The sequence below is a fragment of the Streptomyces niger genome (assembly GCF_000718305.1).
GTDB classification, from domain to species: domain Bacteria; phylum Actinomycetota; class Actinomycetes; order Streptomycetales; family Streptomycetaceae; genus Streptomyces; species Streptomyces niger.
Genome location: NZ_JOFQ01000027.1, coordinates 75983 through 101201, shown reverse-complemented (window position 1 = coordinate 101201; position 25219 = coordinate 75983). Strand labels below are relative to the sequence as shown.

Genomic DNA, 25219 nt, shown 5'->3' with positions numbered 1-25219 from the left:
GGCGCCAACACCAAGCCCGCATCAGTCACTACAAACGACGGGGCCACAGTCCCTGAAAACTGCCCAGCAATCAGAACAAACACCGTTGCAGTACTAGGGCGCGGCGGACGGTTCCATCGCGCGCGTCGTGCCCTACGAGTCGACGCTCGTAGGGCACGACGCGCGTGTCAGGTCACGCCGATATCATTCCGGCGAGTGTCAGACGCCGAAGGGACATTCCCGACCGGGTGAGCCCGAATCACAGGTACGGGCGCGTGATCAGCTCGATCGCGTGACCGGCCGGGTCCTTGAAATACACCCCGCGGCCGCCGTGCTCGTCGTTGATCTCGCCCGGGCGCTGCATCTGCGGGTCGGCCCAGTGCTCGATGCCGTTGTCACACAGTCGTTGGTAAGCCCGGTCGAACAAGTCGTCATCGACCAGGAACGCGTAATGCTGCATCTGGATCTCGACCGGCGGCTCGGCGAACTGGAGCAGCACGCCGTCTGCGAGCTGGATGTTGGTGAAGGGACCCCAGGACGGTGCTTCCTGTACTTCCAGCAATTCGCGGAAGAAACGGGCCGACTCTTTCCGGTCCTTGGAGGCGATGATGGTGTGGTTGAACGTGGCTGTCATTCAGCTGACCTCATGGTAGTTCGGCAACACTGCGGATTCGTCGAGGTGCAAAAGCACTGGGAGGTCCGCGTGCCGAACTGTCGGGGTGCCTTCTCCGCACCCACTGCGCGGTCAGTCGGCCACCGGGTGGCCAATCCGTGAGTGGCGTATCGCCGGTCCGGTGTTCACACCCGTAACCGTACTTGTGCGAGGTTGCCGTGACAACACCGGCCTCGCCCCCGGTGCCCTCCGCCGCGTCGACCGACCCGGGCCGACACCGGCGTCGAGGGAGTGGGTCACAGCCGTGCGAGGAGATCGTCGAGCGGTGCCGGTACCTGTTCGGGGTCGAGGGCCTCGACGAGGAGGCGGCCGTAGCGGATCTTGCGGCCCTTCTTCGTGCCGAGGAAGCGTCGCAACTGTTGCTGCCGGGGCCGGCCGAGTTGCGCGGGCTGGTGCAGGAAGGTCTGCCAGGCGCGGAGGTCGTTCTCGGCCTGGATGATCTCCTCGACTCCCGCTGCGCCCAGCGCGCGGATGAGTTCGTCCTCCAGGTCCCGCCGGCACACGAAGACGTGGGGGTGCGGGGCCGGGTCCCGTACCCGCTGCAGAGCGCGGTCGTAGAAGCGTTTCTCGTTCTCGTCGCACAGTCCCACGAGACGCAGGCCCAGGCCGGGCGGTCCGAGGAGGTCGGCATAGCGGCCGACGCTCATGGCCCCGCCCATCGGTACGACGCACACTCCCTCCGCATCGAGGTCCCGGCCGCGCCGTGCGGCCAACGCCTCGACGGCAGCGAGGTCGCTCGGGCCTTCCAGCAACACCGCCGCCCGCACTCCCAGTTGGCCGGCCAAGTCACGCGCCGGCCCGCCGGGACCACCGGCCGCCCAGCCGGTGACCGCATCCCGGAACGCTCGCATATCCGCCATGGAGCGAGTGTGCCTCTTCGACGACGGCACGGCACCGGAATAATCGACGGCCCCATTCGACGTGCCCGATGCCCTCGTCACATGGGTGGTCCCTGTCCTCAGGACCGCCAGGTGCGGCGCCCGGTCACCGAGCCCCGGCCACGGTCGAGGTGTCGGGGCGGAACGGAATGACGACGGGGCGCCCGGCGCGGGAGGCGGCCGGTCGCCCCGTCGTCATCCGAAGTGCACGGCGTGCGGCCCCCGAGCGCGTGACGCATGGCCGACTCCGTGCAGGGCCCGTGTGCCCCTCGACGCCGGAATCAGATGCGCCCGACCGGGTGATTTGCCGCGTCTGCCGCACCCCGCTCGCTCATCCGACGGTCTTACGGGCCACTTGGATGATCGTGTCGCCTGTCAGTGGGTAGGGAGCGCCACGATCCATGTATCCGAGAAACGGAGTCCGTAGTGCCGACGCCCCACCCGCCTGCTCAGTCAGCTCCGGAAGCAGGTACAGCTCTGGCCGCCCCCTGGTCGGGCTGGATGCAGGAACACACCGCCGATCTGGTCGGCATACCGCTGCGCATCGTCCTCATCATCGCCGTCCTCGTGGTGATCCGATGGGTGGCCAGGCGGGCCATTTCCCGGATCGTGCAGCACGTTCTGCAACCTGCCGCCGACGACTCCGCCGCCCAGTCACCGCGCTCGTCGGGTCGCGGACCCCTGGTCCTGCACCGCGACCGCTCCCGCGCACCGCAACGCCGCGAACAGCGCGCCCGCACCATCGGCGCGGTACTCAGCAGCGCTGTCACCATCATCCTGTCCCTGCTCGGCGTCGCCATGGTCCTGGACCAGGTGGGCATCGCGCTCGGCCCGCTGCTGGCGAGTGCCGGCGTCGTCGGTCTGGCCATCGGCTTCGGCGCGCAGAGCCTCGTGGCCGACTACCTGTCCGGCCTCCTCATCATGATCGAAGACCAGTACGGCGTCGGCGACTCGGTGGACCTCGGTGAGGCGGTCGGCGAGGTGGAACACATCGGCCTCCGGCTGACGCACGTACGAGACCTCAACGGCGGCCTCTGGCACATCCGCAACGGTGAGATCCTGCGCGTCCGCAACGACAGTCAGGACTGGGCACGTGCCGTGCTGGACGTGCCCGTCGCCTACGAAGCCGATCTCGACGTCGTCCACCGTGTCCTGGCGGACACCGGAAAGGCGTTGCGTCAGGACCAGGCGTTCACCGACATGCTGCTCGAGGAACCCGCCGTGTGGGGCGTGCAGTCACTGGACGCCGATGGTGTCGTCGTGCGCATCGCGGTCAAGACGGTTCCGTTGCAGCAGTGGGCAGTCACCCGCGAGCTGCGCCGCCGGGTCAAGACGGCCCTCGACGAGGCCGGTATCGACATCCACTTCCCCCAACGCACCATCCGGCTGCGCACGGACGACACGGACCACGACCCGGTGCCGACGCGCGGCTGACCCGCTCGATACTGCCGACGGAGCTGCCTCTCCCCATGCCGGTGGACGGTGGGGAGAGGCGCCGAGCGCGTACTCGCCCGTGGAGACGCATGCCGGCGGTGTGATCGGGCAGGGGAGAGGCCGGAGACCAGTAGACGAGGGGAGACGTCATGAATGTGGGTAGCGGCCAGTGGGTGCGGACCCGGAGGCCCGAGGACGCCGAGAACTTCCTGGCGGAAAAGCGCATGGAGGAGGAGCGCGCCGGCAGCTTCGGAGTGGGCGGTGTCATCCTCGGGGTGATCGCGGTGCTGGCACTCGTGGCGTGGGGCGTCTGGGCCATCGCGAGCTGACTGGCGCCGCACGCCCAGCCGTTCACCCGGCGATCGGTACGGCGTGGCCCGTGACGCGTACGCGGGTGTCGTTCGGGGCCGCCTCGACCGTCAGGTCGCTGGGCCGCCCCATGTCCTCGCCTTGGCGAATGGTGATCTCGCCAGTGGTACCAGCGGTGGGGACCAGGCCGAGCGTACGCAGGTAACCTCCGAACGCGGCGGCCGCCGCTCCGGTGGCCGGGTCTTCCAGGACGCCGCCGACGGGGAACGGGTCGCGCGCGTGGAAGTGAGTGTCGCTCTCGCGCCAGACCAGATGCACCGTCGTCCAGCCGTGAGAGCGCATCACATCGGCAAGAGCCTCGAAGTCGTAGTCGAGGTCGGCCAGTCGGGCGCGGGAGCCGACGCCCAGGACCAGATGCTCGTTGCCGGCGAAGGCCACGTGCGGTGGCAGCGCCGGATCGAGGTCGGCCCGCTGCCACCGCAGAGCGGAAAGAGTGGCGTCCAGCTCGTCGGCCCGCGCCGGACGGGAACGGGTGGGAACGCTGGTGAGCGTCGCCCGTACGGCACCGTCGGCATCGGCCACGGTCGTTACGCCGATCTCGCCGGCCGGGGTGTCGAAGAACAGATCGCCGGGGCCGATGCGTTCGGCGAGAGCCACCGCCGTGGCGACGGTGGCATGTCCGCAGAAGGCGACCTCGGCGAGCGGGCTGAAGTAGCGGAGCGTGAAACGGCGTTGCCGGTCGCCCCGGGAGTCCTGCGAGTCCCGGGAGCCCTGGGAATCCTCGGAGCCGCGTGCGGTGACGAATGCGGTCTCCGAGTACCCGACCTCGGCGGCGATCGCCAGCATCTGCTGCTCGTCGAGTCCGGCGGCGTCGAGGACGACGCCGGCCGGGTTCCCGCCGGCAGGGTGGGAGGTGAACGCTGTGTAGCGCAGAACAGTGACATCCGTTGTGTGCGTCATGCCTTCATACTCCTGCCCAGGGCACATCAATACCAACGATAGTTATTCATCGAATCGATCGGATTGCGTGATGGCTTGCTAGTATCCGGTCATGGACACCCGACTCCTGCAGACCTTCACGGCGCTCGCCAGGACGGGAAGCTTCACCGGTGCCGCCGCTGAGCTGCTGCTCGCGCAGTCCACGGTCACGGCGCAGATCAAGGTGCTGGAGAAGGCGTTGGGGACCCGGCTCTTCGACCGGCTCGCCCGAGGCGCCGTACTCACCGACGCCGGCCGGCGCTTGCTCACGTCGGCCGAAGAGGTACTGGAGGCCGAGTCGCGCTTGCTCGCGGCGGCTGCCGAGGACGGTCCGATCGCCGGGACCGTGGTGGTGGGCGCGGGCGAGACCCTGTGCTCGGCCCACCTGCCGGGCGTGATCGCCGCGCTGCGCAGCCGCCACCCGGATGTGGAAGTGCACCTGCAGCCGTGCAGCACCGCTTCCGCCGTGGAAGGACTGCGGGCGGGCCGACTGGACTGCGCTCTCCTGCTGGAGGACCGGGTCGACCATCCGGAACTGACGGCCGAGCGCATCGCCGGCCAGCCGCTGGCCCTGCTGTGTGCACCCGACCACCCCCTCGCCGGCCGCGAACGTCCCGTCACGTGGCAGGAGTTGGCGCAGGAGAGCTTCTTCCTCCACGAGCAGGGCTGTTCCTACAGCGACTGGCTCGCCCAACGCCTGCTGGCGGTCGCGGGCGCTGAGCCCCGCCTGACGCGGTTCGGCAGCATCGAGGCCGCTCGCTCCTGCGTCGCAGCCGGGCTGGGGCTGACCGTTCTCCCGCGTGCCAACGTCGCCGAAGCCCTACGCGACGGCCGCCTCACGGCAGTACACGGCCCCTCCCTGCCCGACGTCTCCGTCCACCTGGCGCGCCATCGCCGCCGCCATCCCTCCCGCGCGGCCCGCACCGTCGCAGCCGAGGTCGTACGTCACTTCCGTGGGGAGCGAGAGGTCATATCTGAGGATCGTGGGAATCGTTAGACGTACCGGCGTCGGTCACTTAGCGTTCGGCGTATGACAGAGAGACGTGCGATCCTCAGTGGCTCGACCTTTGAGGAGCAGATAGGTTATGCCCGTGCCGTGGTCGACGGTGAGTGGGTGCATGTGTCCGGGACGACCGGCTTCGACTACGCCACCATGACCATTTCCGACGATGTGGTGGAGCAGGCTGAGCAGTGCCTGCGCAACATCGAGGCCGCACTGGCGGAGGCGGGGGCCGGCTTCGCCGACGTGGTGCGGGTGCGCTATCTGCTGCCCGACCGAGCGGACTTCGAGCCCTGCTGGCCGGTGCTGCGCCGCCGCTTCGGCGAGGTCCGGCCGGCCGCCACGATGCTCGTGTGCGGGCTCGCCGACCCGCGCATGAAGATCGAGATCGAGGTCTACGCGAGGCGGGTCACGGCGTAGCGACCGCGGGGGAGAGCGGGGCGTGGGTGGTCCGCCCCCGCCGGTCGGCGTGACAGCCGCCGTCGCTGTGCTCCTGCTGGCCGTGCAACTGGTCGTGATCCGTCCCGTGCTCAACCGCCGGTCCGACCGGGTGCTCGCGGGGGAGACGCTGCCGCGCTCCCGCACCCATCTGTTCTACGTGGCCGCCGAGGTGGCCAAGGCCGTAGCCTTGATCACCCTTGGCGTCAGTGCCCTCGGGGCCTGAGATCTCCGGGACGGAACGGCACTCGGGCCGAGCCCCGGCAGGGACCGGCCCGAGCAAGACGTCCTTGCGTGTCCGGCGGCTGTTACGGCCGGACGAGGAGGATCAAATTGATCGGTGTCAGGTCCTTGTCGACGTAGTAGCCGGGCTGGATGAAGCCCTGGCAGTCCCCGGTTCCGTTGTAGCCCGTGCAGGTGCGGGCCGTCGCGCCGCCCGTCTGGTTGTTCAGGACGTAGTGCTGCCCGAACTGGTTGCTGAGGTTGTGCGCCCCGTAGCTGTAGAAGACCAGCGACGGGCGGTCGCCGTTCCACCCGGCATTCTGCGGGTAGACGCAGACGGCCCCTGAGGGGCAGCCGTGCAGGCTGCCCGCCGCGGGCGCGGCGTTGGCGCTGGACATGCCGACCGTGGCGAGCGCGCTCACGGCGAACGTCAGCGCAGCAGCCTTGGCTATCTTTCGCATGTATTTCCCCCTTGTTCTCCCCATGGCACAACAAGCCGCATAGTTCCGTCGGAAAGGCGCGGCAGTTGCGTCACTGTCGTACCAAGAATGCTGTACGGGATACCGTGTTTACAACACTTATTCGACTTTCGGGGGAATCGGGGACATAGTGGTACTGGCCCTGGTATAAGCAGGCCGGGGCGTTGCGCGCGGTGGTGTTCACGACGGACGATGGGTGCCGAATCTGCGGGCCCCCGCAGGTCGACCGGTGGGAGTCGCTGTGGATCCGTTGGAGAACTGGCTGGAGGGTATGCAGCCTCGGCTGGCCGGCCTGGTGGACTTCGAGTGGCCGGAGGGCTCGCTGACGGACTACTCACCGGCATTGCTGGCTCAGCTGGAGGCGGAGCTCGTCGCCCGGATCGAGCCTGCGGAGGACTTCGTCGAGCGGGTCGCCGGGTACCTGGGCGAAGCTCTGCTCTCGGTGGCCGGCGGGCGCTGGGCCTGGGACGAGCGGCGTGGACTGCCGGTCGTGCAGCCGGACCCGGAGCTCGGCCTGCCGGCGGTCTGCCCGGCGGAGCTGGTCGAGCGGGCTCGGCGACACCGGGACGGTGACGAGTTCGGCCGGAGCCGGCGGGACCTGGCGCGAGCGGTCGCCGAGAAGCAGGCCGCGACACCCGGCTGGACGCCGAGCAAGCAGCCGACCCCCGGGCTCGATCGTGAGCTGACCGTTCCCGGCTCGGCGTACCTGGACGGATGGCTGGCCGAACGCGCGGCCGCCCTGCCGGCCTGGCTCGACACGTACGCGGAGCGACCCGAACTCTGGGACTTCTCCCGGAAGTCCCTGGACGAGCTGGAGACGACGGCCCGTCAGCTGGTGGACGAGCCAGAGGAGTTGGCAGCCCACTCGGCGTTCGCCGAGGGTGCGTCCTGGTACCTCGGCGAGGTGCTGCGGCCGGCGATGCGCGCGCACTGGTGCTACCACGCCGGTGAACCGGACGGCGACAACATGTTCATCGGGCGTCCCTTCCTGGACCAGCTGGTTCCGGAAGGCGCGGTGGCGGTGCCGTTCCTGCTGCTGCGGCTGGCGCTCGCCGACCGCAATCCCGGTGTGCTCCGTTACGCGTACGAACAACTCACCTGAGCCTGTCTTTCGGTGGACGAATGACGCAGGTTGGTCATCGCCTGTGTCTGTCTCCCGGTGCGCAAGTGCCGTAGGTTGGTCGCCGTATTCGACTGCCTGCCGGGGGAGTTGGTAGTGAGCGGACATCGACGAGTCTTGGCGTGGCTGGCCGCGTTGGTGCTGGCGGCACTGTGCGGGCCGTTCGGCTGGCCGGGCTCGGGCCTGGCCGCGCCGAAGCCGGTGCCGCTGCCCAACTTCGAGGGGCCCGCGCCGGATCCGGGCACCCTGCCGGGTGGGTCTCGGCCGGCTCCGCCCGGGCCTCGGCAGACGTACGAGTACAGGAATCCCGCCGAGTCGCTGCGCGACCGACCGGAACCGAAGATCGACGAGTTGCAGGCGGCGTTACTCAGCCCGAAGGCCAAGGTGCCGGGTACGTGGGAGCACTGCCTGAAACGATGGCAGGACTATCAGAAGCGGAAAGCCGAGGAGCTGACGAAGTACAACGAGAACCCGAAGGGCAAGAAGCCGAGCAAGGCGCTGCCCTGGAACAAATGGCTCGGGAGATACATCCCGAATCAGGGCAACGACAACCAGGGCAAGGCCTTCGTCCAGCACGTCGTGGAACGGCTCAAGCTCGGTGCCAACCACGGCTGGCAGACCGAGCTGTACGTGAAGGAGGCGAACCGCTACTACGACCTGGCCAACGTGGAACTCGGCCTGCTCTACGAGGTCAAGTCCGGTAGGGGCATAGACGCCGGCGAACTGGCGCGGGACAAGGCATTCGTCGATGCCGAACGGGGAAAGCCCAATCCTCGGCAACTGGTGTACCTCTTCCCCACGCAGCCGACCAAGAAGGCCAAGAAGCTGCTCAAGGCGGCCGGCATTTCGTATGCCGTGGTGCCGGCGCAGAAGAAGGTGAGCAACCCGGGTGGGGACAACCCGGGTGGAACCGACTCGGACGGCAACAGCACGGGCGGGACCGAGCCGGACGGCGGTGGGTCCAACGGCGGTGGCAGCCCCAAGGACGGGCCGCAGGACAGCGGACCGCAGGGCGGTGCCGCCGCCGACGACACGCTGCGCGCCCCCGATCAGTATCAGGCCCCGGCGGCGGCCCCGGCGGAGATCGCAGATTCCGGTGACACCCCGGAAGAGGCAGCCGAGCTGCGCCGGGTCGACCAGCAACTCGCCACGGAATCCGGCCACCCCGACCTGGCCCGCAATCTGGGCGGCGTCGACTTCTCGACGCTGCAACTGCGCTACGTCGCCGACACCTACCACAACGGTTCCGGCGTACAGTACGCGTTCAAGGCCGACGCCCTCCCGGCCGACGAGCTGTCCTTCGGCGGGCGACGAGCCGCACAGCTCGCCTCGGACTCCTTCTTCGTCTGGTTGGAGCTGCCGCAGTCCGCGTTCACCGTCAACCTCAACCCGGACGAGCCCGAGCGGATCATCGACGAGAAGTTCGGCAGGACCGACGCCGGGCGGGTGCTGTTGGAGGCGGACCTGGCGATGAAGAAGTCGGTCGCGAAGTTCATCCGTCCCGACACCCCGGGCGGCAAGAAGTTCTGGGACTCCCTGCGGGGTGAGACCAAGTGCGTCTCCATGCGGCAGTGGATCGTGCCCGACACGGCCACCGTCCGCGACAGCGGCAACGAACTGCACATCCTGGATGCACCGCTGCTGGTGAAGATGGAGTCGGAAGTCATCAAGACCCCGGGCGCCGGAGGCCAGGCAGGCTGCGGGCAGCAGGACCCGGCCAGCACTCGGCACAACGAGTCGGTGTACCGCACGACGATCCTGCCGCAGGTCCAGAAGGCGGTGAACCACGCGCCCGAGTACGCCGATCTGCGTCGGGTCTATGCCAGCCGGGTCGCCGCCGAGTGGTTCCGCAAGCGCAGCGCCGACAAGCACACCGCGTACTCGAACCTCATCGGCAAGGGCGACATCAGCCGTTGGGCCTCCCGGGAGAAGTGGACGCCCCGCGAGGTCTTCGACCGCTACGTCAAGTCGTACAAGAACGGCGAGTTCAAGGTGAAGCGCACCACCACCAAGGGCAACGTCGTGTACACCCGTACCTACGTCTACGGTGGAGTGGATTTCAGTCACATCAACCAGAACAGGCTGGACGCGGCCAGGTTCGCCAAGGAGCATCCTGCGCTGTCCGCCACGGTGCGCGATGCGCTGAACGAGCCGAGCGGCGAGGGGCGTGACGTCTGGCTCGGCGGACAGACCACCGCGGTGCCCACGGCGGAGGCCTTCGCGAGCCCCGACCCGGCGACGTCGAAGCCGCTGTTCTACGTGCTGGGGGCCGTGCCGCTCGCTGCCTGGCTCGTCACGGGCGGCCTGCTGTTGTGGCGCCGCCGGGCGAACTCATCGGCAGGGGCGGGCCGATGACCACGACAACGGAGGAATCACCACTGGCACCGGCGCCTTCGGGTGCCGTGTTCGCGGCGAGCTACCTGTTCGCGGGGGTGGGCGCGCTGGCCCTGGTCTCCTCGGTCGGCACGTTCTTCGCCATCCCCGAGTTCCGCCACCAGCGGAGCGAGGAAGCAGCCGACGGTGCGGCAGGGGACCTGGCCGCCTACGGGCTGGCCGCCTTCGCTGTGCTCACGATCGTGTTCGGCGGAGCCTGCCTGTTGCTGTCCCTGCTCGACGGGCGGGGACGACAGGGGGCACGGGTGGCGACCTGGGTCGTCGGCGGACTGTCCGTCTGCTTCGACGTCGCGCTGCTCACCGTCGGCGGTGACGACTCCGTGCCCTGGTACGGCGTCATGACCCGGAGCGTAGCCGTCGGGATGCTGTTGCTGACGCTCGGTTCGGTCACCCTGTTGGCGCTGCCCGCTTCCCACGGATACTTCCGCGCCGTCCGTTCGGCTCGTCGGAGCGCGCCTCCCCTCTTGCCACCACCGCCGGCTCCCGGACCGCCGGTCGACCCGCCGGCCCCGACCAACCAGCCCTCTCCCACCAATCACCCATCTCCTGACACCCCTCCGTCGTTTCCTCCCGGCACACCGCCCCCTCCCCACTATCCGCCGCCACTGCCACCGCCGCCGTTCCGGCGCGTACGTCGGCCGGTCGCCGTCACCGCGGCCATGGCCGTCCTGGTGGGTATCGCGGTCGTCGCCCTCGTAGCCGCCGTCGCGGAGATCCGGACGTACCAGGCCACACTCGCCTGGCTCGACAACTATCAGCGGGCCTTGGAGAAACAGACCGCTCAGTACGGCGTCCACGTGGCCTTCCCCCGCCTCCCGGACACCGCCGCGGGACCGACCGTCATCGTGGTCGTGCTCCTGGTGGCCGTCGCGGCGCTCCTGATCGGCCTGGCACTCGCCATCCGGCTGCCCCGGCCGCGGGCACGCATCATGGCACTCGTCGCCACGGCACTGGTCGCCGTACTGGCCACGGGCCGGGGCCTCCTGACCGCGACCTCACAGGCCACCTTGAGCCGGCTCGGAGAGGAGTCGCAGCGGCTGAAGGAGAGCATGGGGGCGGGCGGGTACCGGGACCCGTTCCCCAGCTTCACCGAGATCTACCCTCAGTGGGCTTACCAGGCCGTCTACCTCACCACGACCATCGCGGTCCTCGGGTGCATGGCGGTCTTCGTCCTGCTGGTCCTGCGCGTCTCGAAGACCTGGTTCGGGGTGCCAGGACAGCTCGCGCACCAGTACGTCCCCCCACCGCCGTACCTCGGACAGGGGTACGGGCAGCATCCCGGCAGGTGACACCGGTACGGAGTAGCCGCTGCCACCTGGCCGGCCGAACGCCGGGCCCTTTCACCGGTCCGTGCCCATGCCGTATCGAGACGTGTGGTGTGGGTCGTCGGTCGCGGTGACGCTCTCGATCAGGTCGTCGACGACGTCGGTGAGTCTGTGTTGGCGACGGTAGGCCGTTCGCTGGCGGTCGGCGCCGTTTCCGTCGGTGCGCAGGCGGGCTCGCGCGGTGCGCAGGAGGCCGAGGCCGGGGGCGTCCGAGGTGTCGAGGGCGGGCAGTGCGGTGCGCCAGAGGCGGTCGAGTTGTGCCGCGGCGGGTTCGAGGCGGTTGGTGTGGAGGTTGAGGCTCTTGCCGGTCAGGCCGTCGCGGGCGGCGCGCCAGTATGCGGCTCGCAGCATCTCTGGCTGCGGGCGCGGGGCGGGCTGGGAGGCGCGTATGGCTGCCAGGGCCTGGGTGGCCATGCCTTGCACGGTGCCGGCGAGCAGCAGGGTGTCGTGCACGGTGGGGGTGGCGTCGGCGATACGGATTTCGAGGGTCGGTACGTGATGGGAGGGGCGGATGTCCCAGTAGAGGCCGCCGCGGTCCAGGAGGGTTTCGCTGGTGATCAGGGTGTCGATCAGGTCCTCGAAGTGGGTGGGAGATTCGAAGTACGGGGGCGGTCCCGCCACCGGCCAGCGGCACCAGGTCATGGTGCGCCAACTGGCGTAGCCGGTGTCCTGGGCGGCCCAGTAGGGCGAGTTGGCGGTCAGGGCGATGAGCGCGGGCAGCCAGGGGCGCAGGTGGTTGCTCAGCTGCAACGCTGTGGGCAGGTCGGGCACGCCGATGTGAACGTGGCAGGCGCAGGCGCTCTGCTCGTGATCCAGGGCGCGGAACGTGGCGGCGCTGCGGGCGTAGCGGGGGCCGGGGCTCAGCGGCGGGGGAGTGTGTTGGCCGAGGACGGGGGTGCCGCTGGAGATGATGCGCAAGTCCGACCGGGCCGCGGCTCGTGCGACGGCTTCGCGTGTTGCGCGGAGCTGGTCACCGAGGTCGGCGAGGCTGGTGTGCGGATCGGTGCGGACCTCGATCTGGTAGCGGGTGAGCTCGGTGGTGACCCGATCGCCGAGTTCTTCGGCGGCGTGCGCCACAACCCTGTCGGCTCGTGTGCTCAGTTGCCGAGAGGCCGGGTCCACCAGCAGGAATTCTTCTTCCACCCCCACCGTGACGGGTGTTTCCCCGAGCGCCGTCCGCCGGTGTGTGTCGGCGATGGCCACCGCGGGCCGCGCTGAAGCGCGCACCTCCACTTGACTACTCATAATGAGCAGTGTGTCACTGGTGGTGATGGACCGGAGTGCGTGTCGATCGCCCAGCAACCCGTCAGGGGGCTCAGTGCCGGAGCAAACTCAGGTTCTTGTCATCGGCGGCGGCCCGGCGGGCTCGACCGGTGCTGCGATGCTGGCCCGTCAAGGCTTCCAGGTGACCCTCCTGGAGAAAGACCGCTTCCCGCGCTACCACGTGGGCGAATCCCTGTTGCCTTCCCTGCTGCCGCTGTTGGACGCGATGGGTGCCAGGGACGTCGTGGAGCAGCACGGGTTCGTCCGCAAGACCGGCGCCTTCTACGGGTGGGGCGGTCAGGAATGGTCGCTGGGCTTCGACGAACCCGGCAGACCCGCCACCTACAGTTTCCAGGTCGTCCGTGCCCAGTTCGATCACCTACTTCTTCAGCACGCGCGGCGACAGGGTGCCGACGTGCGTGAGGGGGTCAGCGTGCGGCGCATCGCCCTGCAGGACGGCCGGGCCGCCACGGCCACTTGGTCCACCGATGACGGGCGCCATGGCGAGACCGCCTTCCAATACGTCATCGACGCCTCTGGACGGGCCGGCGTGCTGGGCGCCCGCCAGTTCCGCAGCCGCCGCTTCCACGATGTGTTCCGCAACGTGGCAACATGGGGCTACTGGCGAGGAGCCCCGCCCCTGCCGCAAGCCCCCCAAGGAGCGATCGGCGTCTTCTCCCTGCCGGAACACGGGTGGTTCTGGGCCATCCCGCTGCACGACGGCACCCTCAGCGTGGGCCTGGTCACCGACAAACACTCCTTCAACCAGGCACGCCGGCGCACAGGTTCCATCGAGGCCCTCTACCGCCAGGCCCTCACCCGATGCCCCCTGCTCGCCCGGACACTCCAGGAAGCCCGTCTCACCTCGGACCTGAAGGTCGAAAGCGACTACTCCTACGCCTGCGAAGGCTTCAGCGGCCCCGGTTACTTCCTCGCGGGAGACGCCGCCTGCTTCCTCGACCCGCTGCTGTCCACCGGAGTGCACCTGGCCATGTACAGCGCCACTCTCAGCGCCGCATCGATCGCCGGCGTACTGGACGGCGAGGTCCGGGAAAGCGACGCCCACCGCTTCTACCAAACCGCCTACCGCCGCGCCTATGAGCGGCTACTGATCCTGGTCAGCGCCTTCTATCGCATCCATGACGGCCGCGACTCCTACTTCCGCAAAGCTCAGTCGCTCAGCCACCGAGACCAGAAAGACCTGCATCTGCACGAATCCTTCCTCAACATCATCACCGGCACCGACGACCTCCACGACCTCCAGCAGGACGCAGTCGGCCGACTCCATCAGAAACTCACCCAGCCGCTCCCCGGTCATCCGGACCGTGGGCTGGGCGGACACGGAACCAGCCACATGATGCCGTTGCCCACCCACCCGGATCAGGCAACAGCGGGCTACTACCTGAACCTTGACCCGCACCCTCGGCTACGGCGGGTGTCCGGCCCGGCACCGGACCTGCCCCACGCCCCGAACGACACCTGAGAGCCCTGCCACTCCGCGGCCGGATGTTCACCCGAGCGGACTACGCGCGCGAGCGCCTGCCGACCGCGTCCTGACCGCCCCCTGACCCCCACCGGGTACCGGCCGGCCCGGCTTCGCGGTGCTGCCGCATGGCGCCCCGGGCTCCAGGACGCCCCATCGTGCGGCAGCAACACGAGGCGAGGATGCGCTGACATGGCGAATGCGTTGCAGATCGCGATGGCGCTGGCCGCCGTGCTGGTCGCCGCACTCCTGGCTCGGCAGGCGGCCGCACTGGTGCGTCAGCCACCGGTGATCGGTGAGATCGCTGTCGGCCTGATACTCGTGCCCGCCCTGTCAACGGCAGCCGGGCCTGACCTCACCACAGCGTTGCTGCCTCCAGACGTCCAGGAGCATCTGCGCACCATCGGCACAGCAGGGCTCGCGCTGTACCTCACGGGCGTCGGCCACAGCGCACGGCCGTGCCGGAGCGAGGTGCCGCCGCGCTCGTATGCCTGGCTTCTGGCGGGCTCCCTGCTTCCGGGGCTGGCGGCGGGGGCACTGCTCGCCGCCTGGGTGGTGTGGCGAGGCGACCCCGGGGAACGCGGAACCGCGCCCACCATGGCGCTCATCCTGCTCCTCGCCGCCGCGCTCGCGGTGACGGCCGTACCGGTACTGGTCCGAGTCCTCACCGACCGGGGCATGCGTGACACATCGGAGGGGCGGTTGTCCGTCCTGACCGCGGTGGCCATCGACGCCTTGACATGGTTGCTCGTGGCCGCGGCGTTGGCCGCTGCCTCGGGCGGCGGTCGGCACCTCGCCCGCGCGCTCGTCGTCATCGTCGGCGGCGCGGGAGCAGCCGGGGCCGCCCGACTGCTTCTTCGGCAGCCCGCGGTGAGCGTGTGGTGTCAACGATGGCCGACCGCCGCCGTGGCCGTGCTCGGCGTGGTCACGATCGCGGCAGCCCGGGCCACCGAGGCGGCGGGCCTCACCGCGATCTACGGTGCCGTGTTGGTCGGCCTCGCCATGCCCTGGGAAGGCAGGCAGGGACCGAGAAGCCACGTCGTCCACATCGTCGAGGGGATGGGGCGGCTGCTGGTCCCGGCATTCTTCGTGACAGCCGGCCTGACGCTGAGCACCAAGGGGCCGGTCGGCTTCTCCTGGTGGACGATGATCTTGACGGTGTTGCTCGCATCCGCGGCGAAGCTGGCCGGGGGATACGCCGGTGCGCGCGCCGCGCAGCTGCCGACCGGAACGGCGTTGCGTTTCGCGGTGCTGATGAACACCCGGGGCCTGACGGAAATCGCCGTGCTCCAGGCGGGGATGTCGGCCGGAATCCTCACTCCCGGGCTCTTCTTCGTCCTGGTGGTCATGGCGCTGGTGACCACTGCCGCCACCGGGCCGCTGTTGTCACTGACAGCACACCCCCCACTCCTGCAGCTGCGGCCCACTGACGGGTAGCCGAGCGGGCTGCGGTAGCCGTACGTCCATACCGGCCGCTCGGCAAGCGGCACTCCTCGCACTGGTTACCCATCGGAGAGTTCGAGTGGCAACGACGTAGGGGCAAGCGTCCCGAGACGCTTGCCCCTACGGAGTGTCGGACGTGTCAGCCGCGGCGGCGGAAGGCCTTGCGTACGAAGTGGACGATCAGCCAGATCACCAACACCACGATCACGATGAAGAGGATCACGAGCACGATCAGGAAGATGCCGAGCTTCTTGAAGAAGCCGCGCTTCTTCTTGGGCTTCTCCTTGCTCACCGACACCTTGTGGACGGTCTTGGTCGTGGGGCGGTGGACGGTGTGGGAGGAGCTCGTGTGCTTGTGTACGTGCGAGCCGTAGGGCGCGGCCGCTTCGGTGGTGGTGTGGACCGCCTGCCGCTGAACGGTGGGTTGCTGGGCGGCCATCGCCGTTGCGGGTGCGGCCAGCAGCAGCATCGTGCCGAGCAGTGCGCTCAGGATGGCGGTCAGCCGGCGGCTGGGTGTCATGTGGGCCCCCAAGAGGTGCATCGTTGCGGTGGTGATCGCCTCATTATCCAGGGTGGCAGGGGCGGGTCGCTCGCACGTCTCCGGGGTGAGCGGGTCTTGGGTGGGGCACGGGGTCAGGCCGTGGTGAAGCGGTGGGTGCCGGAGCCGGCCCGGAAGACGGCGCAGTTCTCCGCCGTGCGAAGGAACTCGGCGCCGTCGTGGCTCACGTCCTCCGCGCGCTCGGCGGGGACCCACACCTCGGCGGTGCTGTTGACCGGTACGGAGACCGTGAGGGTGAAGCGGCCCTTACCGTCGAGCGTCCAACGTGTCCGCACCGCTCCGTACGGCGAGTCGAATCGTGCGGACACGGTACGCACTCCGCCGCCGGGCCGTGGACGTACGACGACGGTACGGAAACCCGGCTCGCCGGCTGCGATGCCGGCGAGGTTCTGGTACATCCACTCGCCCACGCAGCCGTAGGCGTAGTGGTTGAAGGAGTTCATTCCGACGTCCTGGAAGCTGCCGTCCGGCTTGATGGAGTCCCAGCGCTCCCACATGGTGGTGGCGCCCTTGTCGATCTGATAGCCCCAGGACGGGAACGTCCGCTGGTGCAGCAGCCGGTGGGCGACGTCCACGTGGCCGGCTTCGGTGAGCGCGGGCAGCAGCCGCGGGGTACCGAGGAAGCCGGTGGACAGATGATCCTTCCGTGCCTCGATCAGCTCCACGAGCCGGTCGGCCGCGGCGCGCCGGGCGGCCGCCGACGGCAGCAGGTCCATGGACAGCGCCAGGACGTACGCGGTCTGGGTGTCGCCCTTGATTCTGCTGCCGTCCGACACGTAGGCGTCGTTGAACGCCTGCCGGATGCGGGTCAGGAGTGCGTCGTACGGTCCGCTGTCCTTGCCCAGCACCTTCGCGATGCGGGCGACGAGGTCGGTGGCATGGGCGAAGTAGGCGGTGCCGATGACGTCCTTCGGGGTCTCGTCGTCGACGTTCAGCCAGTCGCCGTAGCCCTCGGCCGGGCGCAGCAGGCCGTTGCTGTGCGCCTCCAGGTAGGAGATCCACTTCTGCATCGCGGGCCAGTTCTCCGACAGTACGCGCTCGTCGCCGTAGGCCTGGTACAGCGCCCACGGCACCGTCACCCCGGCGTCGCCCCAGCCCGCGACGCCGCTGCCGACCGGGCCGACGAGCGGGGCGACGTCGGGGAAGGCGCCGTCCGCGCTCTGGCCGTCGCGCAGGTCCCGCAGCCACTTGGTGAGGAAGCGGGCGGAGTCCATGGTGTAGGCGGCGGTGGGCGCGAAGACGTTGATGTCACCGGACCAGCCGAGCCGCTCGTCGCGGGCCGGGGTGTCGGTCGGTACGGCGAGGAAGTTGCCGCGCTGCCCCCAAGTGATGTTGCTGTGCAGCTGGTTGAGCATGGCGTCGTCGGTCGAGAAGTCGAGGGTGAAGGGGGCCGAGGTGTGCAACACCCGCCCTACGACGGCATTCTTCGGCGGTGTGCCGGGGTAGCCCGTCACCTCGACGTAGCGGAAGCCGTGGAAGGTGAAACGGGGTTCGTAGCTCTCCTCGCCGGCGCCCTTGAGGGTGTAGGTGTCGACCGGGCGTGCCGTGCGGAAGTTGGCGACGTAGAGCGCGCCGTCCTGGTCGAGGACTTCGCCGTGCCGCACGGTGATCTTCTGGCCCGCCGCACCACCGCGGACGGTGAGCCGTACGACACCGACCATGTTCTGGCCGAGGTCGTAGAGGAAGACGCCGGGGCGCTGTTCGGTGACCTTCACCGGCTCCACCTCCCGCATCATGCGGGTCGGAGCCTCGGTGGTGGGCACCACGGTGGCCGTGACGCCCTGCCGCGCCGTGACCGGCTGCCAGTCCGTGTCGTCGAAGCCGGGCGTCGTCCAGCCGGGCGTCTCGGCGCGGGCGTCGTACTGCTCGCCCATCATCAGGTCCGCCGTCACCAACGGGCCGGTGGCAGCCCGCCATTTCGTGTCGGTGGTGATCCGGTCGGTGCTGCCGTCCGTGTACCGGACCTCCAGCTGGGCCAGGAGGGCGGGGTGCGGACCGTAGGTGTCCTGTCCGAACCAGCCGACGTTGCCCGCGTACCAGCCGGTGGCCAGGGACACGCCGAGCGCGTTCTCGCCGCGCCGTACGGCGTCGGTGACGTCGTACGCCTGGTAGGGGACGCGCCGTTCGTAGTCCGTCCAGCCGGGGGCGAGGCGGTCCTCGCCGACGCGCTCACCGTTGAGGTGCGCCTCGTAGAGGCCGAGTGCGGTGAGGTGGAGTCGGGCAGCGGCCACCCGCTTGCGCGCGAGGGTGAACGACCGCCGCAACTGGGCCGGCGACTGCTCGGCCCGGACCTTGCCCCACGGATCCGCGCCCCAGGCGGCGACGGTACGGGCGGGCTGCCAGCCGCCGTCGTCCGCTCCCGGCTCCTGCCAGCCGTCGCCGGGTTTCCGGTCGGTGCTCAGCCAGCCGTCGCCCGTGCCGTGCCGGGTGGTGCCGGCGTCCGTGGTGACCTCCAGTACGGCGATCAGCCCCGCCGGGCTCGCACCGGCGTTCTCCGCGCTCACGGCGAGGGTGTTGGTGCCGGTGCGGAGGTCGTGAGTGAGGTCGAGGAGGGCGGGCCGACTCCAGCTCTTCTGTACGTCGAGAGCGTCGCGGTGGGTGAGTTCGGTGCCGTTGAGGTAGGCGGTGAAACCGTTGTCGGCGGCGATGACGAGCCGGGCGCGGCGCACCCCCTCGGGGATCTCGACGGAACGTCGGAACCAGCGGGTGCCCGCGGGCGCGTTGCCGCCCGGTGCGTCCTCGGGGAACCAGATCCAGGAGGTGCCCTCCAGGGACGGGGGCGCGACGAGTGCGGCGGGTGCCGCGACCCAGTCCCCCTGCCACTGCTCACCACCCGTCAGCCCGGTCTCCCACCAGGTGGTTCGCTCCATGCCGACGGCCGGCCGGCGCCGTCCCACACCCGTACCGACCAGTGGTAGCGGGTCCCCGGCTGCGGTGTGGGGCCCTCGAACGGTACGAGCAGGGACTGCCGCGAGGTGCGCCGTCCGCTGTCCCAGACGTCGGGGTCGGCCAGCCGCCCGGGAGTGGTGGCGACCCGTATCTGGTAGGCGTGCTGGAGCTGGTCGGGTGCGGAGGCGCCGAGCTGCCAACTGAACCGCGGGTGCGGTGTGTCCAGTCCGATCGGGCGGTCGGCGTACTCGGTCGTGGTGGACGCCACGTGCAGCACCGATCCGCCGCCCGCCTGGTCGCCTCCGGCCGAGGCGGGGTCGACGGCGGTGGCGGCGGCGGTGGGGGCGGAGAGCGAGAGTGCGGCGGTGGTCGCGCCGGAAGCGGCGGCGGTGGCGAGCAGATGGCGGCGGCTGATCATGTGCACCTCCAGAGGCAGGACGGCTGTCGCAGCAGCCCGGAGATCAGACTAAAAACGATTCAAGTCGCGCGCCAGGAAGGTAGGCTGCACGAGCCTCGGCGTCAAGGGGGCGCGAAGGCCTTCCGCTGGCATGGATTGAATCTTTTCAACCAGTCATGTCGGTCCGGCCCGCTACCGTCGACGCGACGGATTCGGGCTGCTGCCGTCGGACGAGGTGGAGTCGGCGGCCGGCTTCGCGCCCATCTCCTGGGCGGTAACGGGATCGCGGAGCAGCTGGATGAGGCGCTGGGCGACTGCTTCGGGGCGGCGGCCGTCCACGACGTAGCCGGTCTCGCCGTCGCGTACGGTCTCGGGCGCGCCACCCGAGTTGCCGGCGAGTACCGGGAGCCCGGCGGCGGCCGCTTCCAGGAACACGATGCCGAGCCCCTCCACCTCCAAAGTCCGTGCCGCCATCGCCAACCTCCAGGCCACGCAGGAGGAGATCGAGGTCGTCGGCGAGGCGGAGGACGGTGCGGAGGCGGTCCGGCTCGCGGACGAGCTGCGGCCGGACGTCGCACTGCTCGACATCCGCATGCCCGTACTGAACGGCATCGAGGCCGCCCGCACCATCCTCCCCCGACCCGGCACCGCGACGAAGGCACTGATGCTGACCACCTTCGACCTCGACGCGTACGTCTACGACGCACTGGCCGCCGGGGCGAGTGGGCTCCTGCTCAAGGACGCGACCTTTCCGGAACTCCGCCACGCGGTGCGGGGTGGTCGCCGCGGGCAACGCCCTGCTGGCACCGGAAGTGACCAAGCGCCTCATCGGGGAGTTCGTCCGTCAGCGCCCACCGACCAGCCGGCCGCACCGCGGAACCGGCGAACCCACCGCCCGGGGAACCGAGGACGTGGCGGAGCCCGCACCCTGATGGCGTGCCGGGCGCAGTGCACGGCCCCCGTCAGGGGCTGAGGCGGGCGTTGACGCGGGCCGCCTGGCGCGTCAGGTAGTCGCGCTCGGCGAGGTTGGCTGCCTGGTGCGCGGCCTCGGCGTACAGGCGTGCCGCCGTCGCCAGGTCGCCGTCGCGCTCGTGCAGGTACGCCGCGACCGCGGCGCGACGCGGGACGGTGTGTTCCCGGCTCGACGAGGTGGCGGAGGAGTCCAGGGCCGCGAGCGCCGCCAGCCCGGCGCGCGGCCCGTCGGCCTCGCCGACGGCCACCGCACGGTTGAGCCGGACGACCGGGCTGTCGGTCAGGCGCACGAGCTCGTCGTACCACTCGACGATCTGCACCCAGTCGGTCTCCTCGACGGTGAGTGCGTCGGCGTGCAGCGCCGCGATGGCGGCCTGGGCCTAGAACTCGCCCAGCCGGTCGCGGGCGAGGGCCGCCTGCAGGATCGCCACGCCCTCGGCGATCGCCCCGGTGTCCCACCGGCTCCGGTCCTGCTCGGCGAGCGGCACCAGACTGCCGTCCGGCGCGGTCCGGCCGGCACGCCGGGCATGGTGCAGCAGCATGAGCGCGAGCAGTCCCGCCACCTCGGGGTGGTCGATCGCGGCCGCGAGCTGCCGGGTGAGCCGGATGGCCTCGGCGGCGAGGTCGACGTCGCCGGAGTAGCCCTCGTTGAAGACCAGGTAGAGGACGCGCAACACGGTGGCCACATCGCCGGGCCGGTCGAAGCGGACGCCCGCGACGGTACGTTTGGCCCGGCTGATGCTCCCCCACTGCCTTGAGGGCGTGGGAGGTACCCCCAGCCATGGTCGCCTCGGGGACCAGGTACGCCTGCGCGATCTGGCGGGTGGTGAGCCCGCCGACGGCGCGCAGGGTGAGCGCGACCGCGGAGGACGGGGTCAGCGACGGGTGGGCGCACAGGAAGTAGAGCTGGAGCGTGTCGTCCGAGGAGGACGTGGGCCCGGGGGCCGGTTCCTCTTCGACGAGGTCCTCACGCCGGCGGCGGGCGGTGTCCGCCCGGGTCGCGTCGAGGAACCGGCGCCATACCACGGTGATCAGCCAGCCCTTGGCGTCCCGCGGGGGATCGGCCGGCCAGCCGCGGACCGCCTCCACGAGGGCGTCCTGCACGGCGTCCTCGGCCGCCGCGAAGTCGGCTCCGCGGCGGACGAGGGCGGCGAGGACGCTCGGCGTCAGGCTCCGAAGCAGGGTCTCGTTCAGCGGAGACGCCTGAGGCATCGAGGTCACCTGAGAGGTCACTCCGTGATGGTGGGCGGCGCGGTCAGGAACGGGCGCACCTCCAGCCATTCGTGGATCGGCTGCCCGCCCGCCCCGGGAGCGGCCGAGAGTTCCCCGGCCAGCTCGACGGCGCGTTCGTAGCTGTCGACGTCGATCACCATCCAGCCGGCGATGAGGTCCTTGGTCTCGGCGAACGGCCCGTCGGTGACCGGCGGACGCCCCGCACCGTCGTACCGGACCCACGCCCCCTCGGGGGCCAGCGCCTGACCGTCGACGAACTCGCCGGTCTTCTCCAGCCGGGCGGCGAAATCCTGCATGTACTGCATGTGTGCCGAGATCTCCGCCGGCGTCCACCTGTCCATCGGCACGTCGTTGACCGGAGCCGGAGCGCCGCGGTAGTGCTTGAGCAGCAAGTACTTGGCCATCGTGGTTTCTCCTCGGTGCTGGTGCGACCCATTGTGGTCACGTTCACCCCGGGGACGGAGCCGGTCACGCGTTCTCGACATCGCGGCGCGGAATATTTTCTGGATTTCGCGTACGAGGGGTCCGGGCCTGGTCGAGCGTGCGGGGGGGGGACGACGCCCGCAGTCCGTCGGCGCCACCCAGGTAGGCGGTGACCGTGACACCCAGTGGGCACCGCAGGGGCAGCGAAGAGAAGACACCCGACAAGATCGAGTGGTTGTACGAGGTCAGGGAGGGGTCCGCCGGCCGAATGCCGGGTCGTCAGTTGGGGAGGACGCCTTCGATGGCCGAGGTGACCTCGGCGGCCTCGGGGTCCGTCTGGGGAGCGAAACGTGCGGCGACGGTGCCGTCCGGGGCGATGAGGAACTTCTCGAAGTTCCAGCGGATGTCACCGCTGTGGCCGTCGGCGTCGGCGGTGTCGGCCAGCTCGGTGTAGAGCGGGTGCCGGTCGGCACCGTTCACATCGGTCTTCTGCGTCATCGGAAACGTGGTGCCGTAGGTGGTGGCGCAGAAAGTGGCGATCTCCTCGGGTGTACCCGGCTCCTGGCCCATGAACTGGTTGCACGGAACCCCCAGGACGGTGAACCCACGCGGTGCGTAGCGCTGCTGCAGCCGTTCGAGGGCCGCGTACTGCGGAGTCAGACCGCATCGAGACGCGACGTTGACGATCAGTACGGCCGAGCCCTTGTACTGGCCGAGGTGGGCGGGGCCACCGGCGAGGGCGTCGATTTCGATGTCGAAGACGGTCATGTCGCTCCTTGGGGTGTGCGGATGGTAGGCGGGTCCGGGCGCGTGTGGTGGGGCCCATCGCATCACAATAGTGCGGCCGTATCGACGTGGATGTGGGGGACGGTGGCGCCCCCCGCGTCGGGGGATATCCCCCTGAAGATCCACCTGCCCGTCGGATGTTCCGCGGGTGGTCGAGGCGGCGATGGTGAATTCCTCGGCGCAGAGTGCGCTCAGGGGAAGGATGACCGTGCGGAACAGAAGTACCAGGACTGCGGCGGCAATCGTGGCGCTGGCACTTGCGGGCGGGATGACGGGAACCGCCGCAGCAGAACAACGGCCGACCGTCGACGGCTTCTGGCGCGTGGCGGGTTACGGAACCGTGCTGTCGATCGCGGACGGGCGGCTGCAGGAATACCAGACGACGGCGGTGAGCTGCCTGCAGGGCGACTCCGCGAAGGAAACGGCGCGTGGTGTGTACCGCGCCGCCGACGGGACGGTTCTCACCGTTCGGCCCACCGGATCGCTGCAGGTGGCCGGCTCGGCGGGAGACCGGACACTGCGGCGGATCGCGAAACTCCCCGCGGCATGCGGGCACTCCCTTCCCGAGGACCCGGTGACGACATTCGACGTCTTCTGGCAGTCCTTCGAGGAGAACTACCCCTTCTTCGCCGCCAAAGGCATCGACTGGCACGCCGTTCGGGACGAGTACCGGCCCAAGGTGCACGCCGATACGACCAGGAGCGAACTCTTCACCCTCTTCAGCCGGATGGTGAAGCCGCTGTACGACGCGCACGTCGCCGTCTTCGACGGGGACCGCCACTTCGCCCGGGTCCGCCCGGGCACCAGCATGCCCGACGAAAAACTGGACGCGAAAGCCAAAGCCCATGTCGTACGGCGGGACCTCAAGGGCAACGAACCGCGGGAATTCGCGAACGGCCGGATCAGCTACGCGGACCTGCCCGGCGGGCAAGGCTATCTGCGTATCTCCGGCTTCGCCGCCTACGACAAGCAGGACCCCTCGTACGCGGCCCAGTTGGCGGAGCTGGACAAGGCGCTGGACGCCGTCTTCAGCACGCGGCGCACGGCTCGGCTCAAGGGGCTGATCATCGATCTGCGGATCAACGGCGGCGGCTCCGACGCCCTCGGCCTGCGCGTCGCCGAGCGGCTGACCGACTCGCCGTACCTCGCCTACCGGAAGCGCACGCAGTACACCCGGCCGCAGCCCATCCTCGTACGACCTGCTCGGGGAATGGCCCGCTACAGCGGCCCGGTCGCCGTCCTGACCGGCGGCACGACGGTCAGTGCGGGCGAGACCTTCACCCAGGCCCTCATGGACCGGCCGAGCCGCACCCTCCGCATCGGGGAGCCCACGCAAGGCGTCTTCTCCGACGTCCTGGACCGCCGGCTCCCCAACGGCATGGCGGTGTGGCTGCCGAACGAGGAATTCCTGACGAGCCGGGGGCGGACCTTCGACGGCACCGGCATCCCGCCACACCTCCGCACTTCGGTCTTCACCAAGGAGGAGTTCGCGAAGAACCGCGACTCAGCCTTCGACGCGGCAGTCGCCGCGCTCCGGGACCAGCGGCTCTCCTGAACCAGCGAGAGCGTGGCCGCGGTGGTCGCCGGTACGTGCGCCAGGCCCCAGCCGAAGAGCACGTACCCGAGGAACGTGGGCACCAGGGCCAGACAGGCGCCGACGGCAGAGTTGGACCAGGAGTTGAGACGCGGGGCGCCGGATGCTCCGCACAGCTCGCTGCCGGGTCAGGTGTGCAGTCCGAGCTCCCGGAGTACCTCGGCAACGCGGGCGCGGTCCTCCGAATCTAGGCCGCGCAGGGGCAGCGGAAGGTTGTGGGGCGAGGTCAGGCCGAGCTGTGCGACCGCGGTCGCGACGACGCGCAGCGAGCCGTGCCGGGCGAAGAGGTCCCACAGCGGCTGCAGCCGGTGGGATTCCGCCTGGGCCCGGTCGGGCTCGCCGGCCTGTGCGGCCCGCGTGAGGGTCAGGGCCGGCTCGGGGAAGGTGCCGGCGATCACCGAGTACCAGGTGTCGCATCCGGCGTTCAGGCCGGTCGCCGCGTAGGCGTCGCCGCTCACGCCCACGGTCACCGTCTCGGGCAGGATCCGCCGCAGCTCCCGCACACGGACGCGGGCGGCACGTCCTCGAACAGGCCGAAGACGTCGTCTTCGGTCAGGCGCTGGTACGACAACGGCGCCAGCAGCACGCCGGCGGCGCCCGCGTTCTGCGCGTCCTCGGCGGCTTCCCGTACCTGCCGGGTGCGCAGCGCGCCGATGCCCACGATGACCGGGGTCCGCTCGGCGTGCTCGACGGCGATTCGGGCGGCGCGGGCCCGTTCCTCGCGGGTGAGGTAGGCGTACGACCCGGTGGAGCCGAGCGCGCCGATCGAGTCGACCCCGGCAGCGCTGAGCCGACCGACCAGAGCGGCGAACGCCTTCTCGTCGATGCCGTCCTCGGTGATCGGGGTGAGCGGGAAGGCACTCAGGCCGGTGAACATGGAGTTCTCTCCTTCGTCCTGTCGTTGGCCGGCCGCGTGGGTCTGATCGACCCCGGCGACTCGTCATGGCG

The 25219-nt window shown here is 69.9% G+C and carries 20 protein-coding genes and 5 pseudogenes; 12 read left to right on the top strand and 13 right to left on the bottom strand.

What is annotated here, in order from left to right:
* Positions 1–238: 238 nt before the first annotated feature.
* Together IF20_RS33200 and IF20_RS33195 are read right to left on the bottom strand one after the other, a co-directional pair.
* Positions 239–613 carry a VOC family protein gene (locus IF20_RS33200; RefSeq protein WP_052869130.1) on the bottom strand — a complete coding sequence of 125 codons (375 nt, stop codon included), beginning with the start codon at positions 611–613 and terminating at the stop codon, positions 239–241.
* A gap of 275 nt (positions 614–888) precedes the next feature.
* On the bottom strand, positions 889–1512 hold the full coding sequence (locus tag IF20_RS33195; protein WP_052869129.1) for a TOPRIM nucleotidyl transferase/hydrolase domain-containing protein: 624 nt from the start codon (positions 1510–1512) through the stop codon (positions 889–891).
* Positions 1513–2031: 519 nt separating this feature from the next.
* Between IF20_RS33195 and IF20_RS33190 the strand changes: the two genes are divergently transcribed.
* Positions 2032–2964, top strand: a complete 933-nt coding sequence (locus IF20_RS33190; protein WP_110944780.1) for a mechanosensitive ion channel family protein — start codon at positions 2032–2034, stop codon at positions 2962–2964.
* A gap of 149 nt (positions 2965–3113) precedes the next feature.
* Positions 3114–3293, top strand: a complete 180-nt coding sequence (locus IF20_RS33185) for a hypothetical protein (RefSeq protein ID WP_052869127.1) — start codon at positions 3114–3116, stop codon at positions 3291–3293.
* Between the two features lie 22 nt (positions 3294–3315).
* Here IF20_RS33185 and IF20_RS33180 read toward each other — a convergent pair whose 3' ends face one another.
* Complete coding sequence (locus tag IF20_RS33180) at positions 3316–4233, bottom strand: PhzF family phenazine biosynthesis isomerase (protein WP_052869126.1); 918 nt, start codon at positions 4231–4233, stop codon at positions 3316–3318.
* 91 nt (positions 4234–4324) lie between these two features.
* Here IF20_RS33180 and IF20_RS33175 point away from each other — a divergent pair, with 91 nt between their 5' ends.
* The 3 genes and pseudogenes from IF20_RS33175 to IF20_RS33165 all read left to right on the top strand — a co-directional run.
* Positions 4325–5248, top strand: a complete 924-nt coding sequence (locus tag IF20_RS33175; protein ID WP_052869125.1) for a LysR family transcriptional regulator — start codon at positions 4325–4327, stop codon at positions 5246–5248.
* Positions 5249–5281: 33 nt separating this feature from the next.
* Positions 5282–5671 carry a RidA family protein gene (locus IF20_RS33170; protein WP_052869124.1) on the top strand — a complete coding sequence of 130 codons (390 nt, stop codon included), beginning with the start codon at positions 5282–5284 and terminating at the stop codon, positions 5669–5671.
* A 25-nt stretch (positions 5672–5696) separates the two neighbouring features.
* Positions 5697–5915, top strand: a pseudogene (locus IF20_RS33165) (hypothetical protein); the annotation flags it as partial.
* Between the two features lie 82 nt (positions 5916–5997).
* On the opposite strand, the gene IF20_RS33160 reads toward IF20_RS33165, so the two are convergent.
* Complete coding sequence (locus IF20_RS33160) at positions 5998–6372, bottom strand: hypothetical protein (RefSeq protein WP_052869123.1); 375 nt, start codon at positions 6370–6372, stop codon at positions 5998–6000.
* Positions 6373–6631: 259 nt separating this feature from the next.
* Here IF20_RS33160 and IF20_RS33155 point away from each other — a divergent pair, with 259 nt between their 5' ends.
* The 3 genes from IF20_RS33155 (at position 6632) to IF20_RS40625 (ending at position 11193) form a co-directional block, all read left to right on the top strand.
* Positions 6632–7492: a hypothetical protein gene (locus tag IF20_RS33155; protein ID WP_052869122.1), complete on the top strand. Its 861-nt coding sequence runs from the start codon at positions 6632–6634 to the stop codon at positions 7490–7492.
* Between the two features lie 135 nt (positions 7493–7627).
* Positions 7628–9865 carry a hypothetical protein gene (locus IF20_RS33150; protein ID WP_052869121.1) on the top strand — a complete coding sequence of 746 codons (2238 nt, stop codon included), beginning with the start codon at positions 7628–7630 and terminating at the stop codon, positions 9863–9865.
* Entirely contained in the window at positions 9862–11193 is a 1332-nt protein-coding gene (locus tag IF20_RS40625; protein WP_199896868.1) for a hypothetical protein, read from the top strand. The genes IF20_RS33150 and IF20_RS40625 overlap by 4 nt, the downstream gene beginning before the upstream one ends.
* Positions 11194–11244: 51 nt before the next feature.
* On the opposite strand, the gene IF20_RS33140 is transcribed toward IF20_RS40625, so the two are convergent.
* Entirely contained in the window at positions 11245–12474 is a 1230-nt protein-coding gene (locus IF20_RS33140; protein ID WP_110944778.1) for a carboxylate-amine ligase, read from the bottom strand.
* 73 nt (positions 12475–12547) lie between these two features.
* Here IF20_RS33140 and IF20_RS33135 point away from each other — a divergent pair, with 73 nt between their 5' ends.
* Both IF20_RS33135 and IF20_RS33130 read left to right on the top strand, forming a co-directional pair.
* Complete coding sequence (locus IF20_RS33135; protein ID WP_234426924.1) at positions 12548–13975, top strand: NAD(P)/FAD-dependent oxidoreductase; 1428 nt, start codon at positions 12548–12550, stop codon at positions 13973–13975.
* Between the two features lie 192 nt (positions 13976–14167).
* Entirely contained in the window at positions 14168–15412 is a 1245-nt protein-coding gene (locus IF20_RS33130) for a cation:proton antiporter (protein ID WP_052869119.1), read from the top strand.
* A gap of 145 nt (positions 15413–15557) precedes the next feature.
* On the opposite strand, the gene IF20_RS33125 is transcribed toward IF20_RS33130, so the two are convergent.
* The 3 genes and pseudogenes from IF20_RS33125 to IF20_RS40790 form a co-directional block, all read right to left on the bottom strand.
* Complete coding sequence (locus IF20_RS33125; RefSeq protein WP_052869118.1) at positions 15558–15938, bottom strand: 2TM domain-containing protein; 381 nt, start codon at positions 15936–15938, stop codon at positions 15558–15560.
* A gap of 113 nt (positions 15939–16051) precedes the next feature.
* Positions 16052–19284: pseudogene (locus IF20_RS33120) on the bottom strand (alpha-L-rhamnosidase).
* Between the two features lie 222 nt (positions 19285–19506).
* Positions 19507–19740: pseudogene (locus IF20_RS40790) on the bottom strand (glycosyltransferase); the annotation flags it as partial.
* Here IF20_RS40790 and IF20_RS33110 point away from each other — a divergent pair.
* Positions 19700–20171 (top strand): annotated as a pseudogene (locus IF20_RS33110) (response regulator); the annotation flags it as partial. The pseudogenes IF20_RS40790 and IF20_RS33110 overlap by 41 nt on opposite strands.
* 54 nt (positions 20172–20225) lie before the next feature.
* Here IF20_RS33110 and IF20_RS33105 read toward each other — a convergent pair.
* The 3 genes and pseudogenes from IF20_RS33105 to IF20_RS33095 all read right to left on the bottom strand — a co-directional run bounded on the left by IF20_RS33105 (position 20226) and on the right by IF20_RS33095 (position 22659).
* Positions 20226–21429 (bottom strand): annotated as a pseudogene (locus IF20_RS33105) (RNA polymerase sigma factor).
* A 35-nt stretch (positions 21430–21464) separates the two neighbouring features.
* Positions 21465–21872 (bottom strand): YciI family protein, encoded by a 408-nt coding sequence (locus tag IF20_RS33100; RefSeq protein WP_052869116.1) that lies wholly within the window; start codon positions 21870–21872, stop codon positions 21465–21467.
* Positions 21873–22170: 298 nt separating this feature from the next.
* Entirely contained in the window at positions 22171–22659 is a 489-nt protein-coding gene (locus tag IF20_RS33095; RefSeq protein ID WP_052869115.1) for a glutathione peroxidase, read from the bottom strand.
* A gap of 220 nt (positions 22660–22879) precedes the next feature.
* On the opposite strand from IF20_RS33095, the gene IF20_RS33090 reads away from it, so the two are divergent.
* Positions 22880–24232: a S41 family peptidase gene (locus IF20_RS33090; protein WP_052869114.1), complete on the top strand. Its 1353-nt coding sequence runs from the start codon at positions 22880–22882 to the stop codon at positions 24230–24232.
* Positions 24233–24399: 167 nt separating this feature from the next.
* Here IF20_RS33090 and IF20_RS40260 read toward each other — a convergent pair whose 3' ends face one another.
* Together IF20_RS40260 and IF20_RS40255 are read right to left on the bottom strand one after the other, a co-directional pair.
* A complete protein-coding gene (locus IF20_RS40260; protein WP_234426923.1) occupies positions 24400–24729 on the bottom strand; it encodes a dihydrodipicolinate synthase family protein in 330 nt (109 codons plus the stop codon).
* Between the two features lie 8 nt (positions 24730–24737).
* Positions 24738–25148, bottom strand: coding sequence for a dihydrodipicolinate synthase family protein (locus IF20_RS40255; RefSeq protein WP_234426922.1), 411 nt, complete (start codon positions 25146–25148; stop codon positions 24738–24740).
* Positions 25149–25219 lie beyond the last annotated feature (71 nt).

Bases quoted from the DNA above. Each gene is read 5' to 3' on its own strand.
- IF20_RS33160 (WP_052869123.1), bottom strand. From the start codon at position 6,372: ATGCGAAAGATAGCCAAGGCTGCTGCGCTGACGTTCGCCGTGAGCGCG.
- IF20_RS33095 (WP_052869115.1), bottom strand. From the start codon at position 22,659: ATGACCGTCTTCGACATCGAAATCGACGCCCTCGCCGGTGGCCCCGCC.
- IF20_RS33200 (WP_052869130.1), bottom strand. From the start codon at position 613: ATGACAGCCACGTTCAACCACACCATCATCGCCTCCAAGGACCGGAAA.
- IF20_RS33175 (WP_052869125.1), top strand. From the start codon at position 4,325: ATGGACACCCGACTCCTGCAGACCTTCACGGCGCTCGCCAGGACGGGA.
- IF20_RS33130 (WP_052869119.1), top strand. From the start codon at position 14,168: ATGGCGAATGCGTTGCAGATCGCGATGGCGCTGGCCGCCGTGCTGGTC.
- IF20_RS33090 (WP_052869114.1), top strand. From the start codon at position 22,880: ATGACCGTGCGGAACAGAAGTACCAGGACTGCGGCGGCAATCGTGGCG.
- IF20_RS33195 (WP_052869129.1), bottom strand. From the start codon at position 1,512: ATGGCGGATATGCGAGCGTTCCGGGATGCGGTCACCGGCTGGGCGGCC.
- IF20_RS33180 (WP_052869126.1), bottom strand. From the start codon at position 4,233: ATGACGCACACAACGGATGTCACTGTTCTGCGCTACACAGCGTTCACC.
- IF20_RS33140 (WP_110944778.1), bottom strand. From the start codon at position 12,474: ATGAGTAGTCAAGTGGAGGTGCGCGCTTCAGCGCGGCCCGCGGTGGCC.
- IF20_RS33125 (WP_052869118.1), bottom strand. From the start codon at position 15,938: ATGACACCCAGCCGCCGGCTGACCGCCATCCTGAGCGCACTGCTCGGC.
- IF20_RS33170 (WP_052869124.1), top strand. From the start codon at position 5,282: ATGACAGAGAGACGTGCGATCCTCAGTGGCTCGACCTTTGAGGAGCAG.
- IF20_RS33100 (WP_052869116.1), bottom strand. From the start codon at position 21,872: ATGGCCAAGTACTTGCTGCTCAAGCACTACCGCGGCGCTCCGGCTCCG.
- IF20_RS40625 (WP_199896868.1), top strand. From the start codon at position 9,862: ATGACCACGACAACGGAGGAATCACCACTGGCACCGGCGCCTTCGGGT.
- IF20_RS33185 (WP_052869127.1), top strand. From the start codon at position 3,114: ATGAATGTGGGTAGCGGCCAGTGGGTGCGGACCCGGAGGCCCGAGGAC.
- IF20_RS33190 (WP_110944780.1), top strand. From the start codon at position 2,032: ATGCAGGAACACACCGCCGATCTGGTCGGCATACCGCTGCGCATCGTC.
- IF20_RS40255 (WP_234426922.1), bottom strand. From the start codon at position 25,148: ATGTTCACCGGCCTGAGTGCCTTCCCGCTCACCCCGATCACCGAGGAC.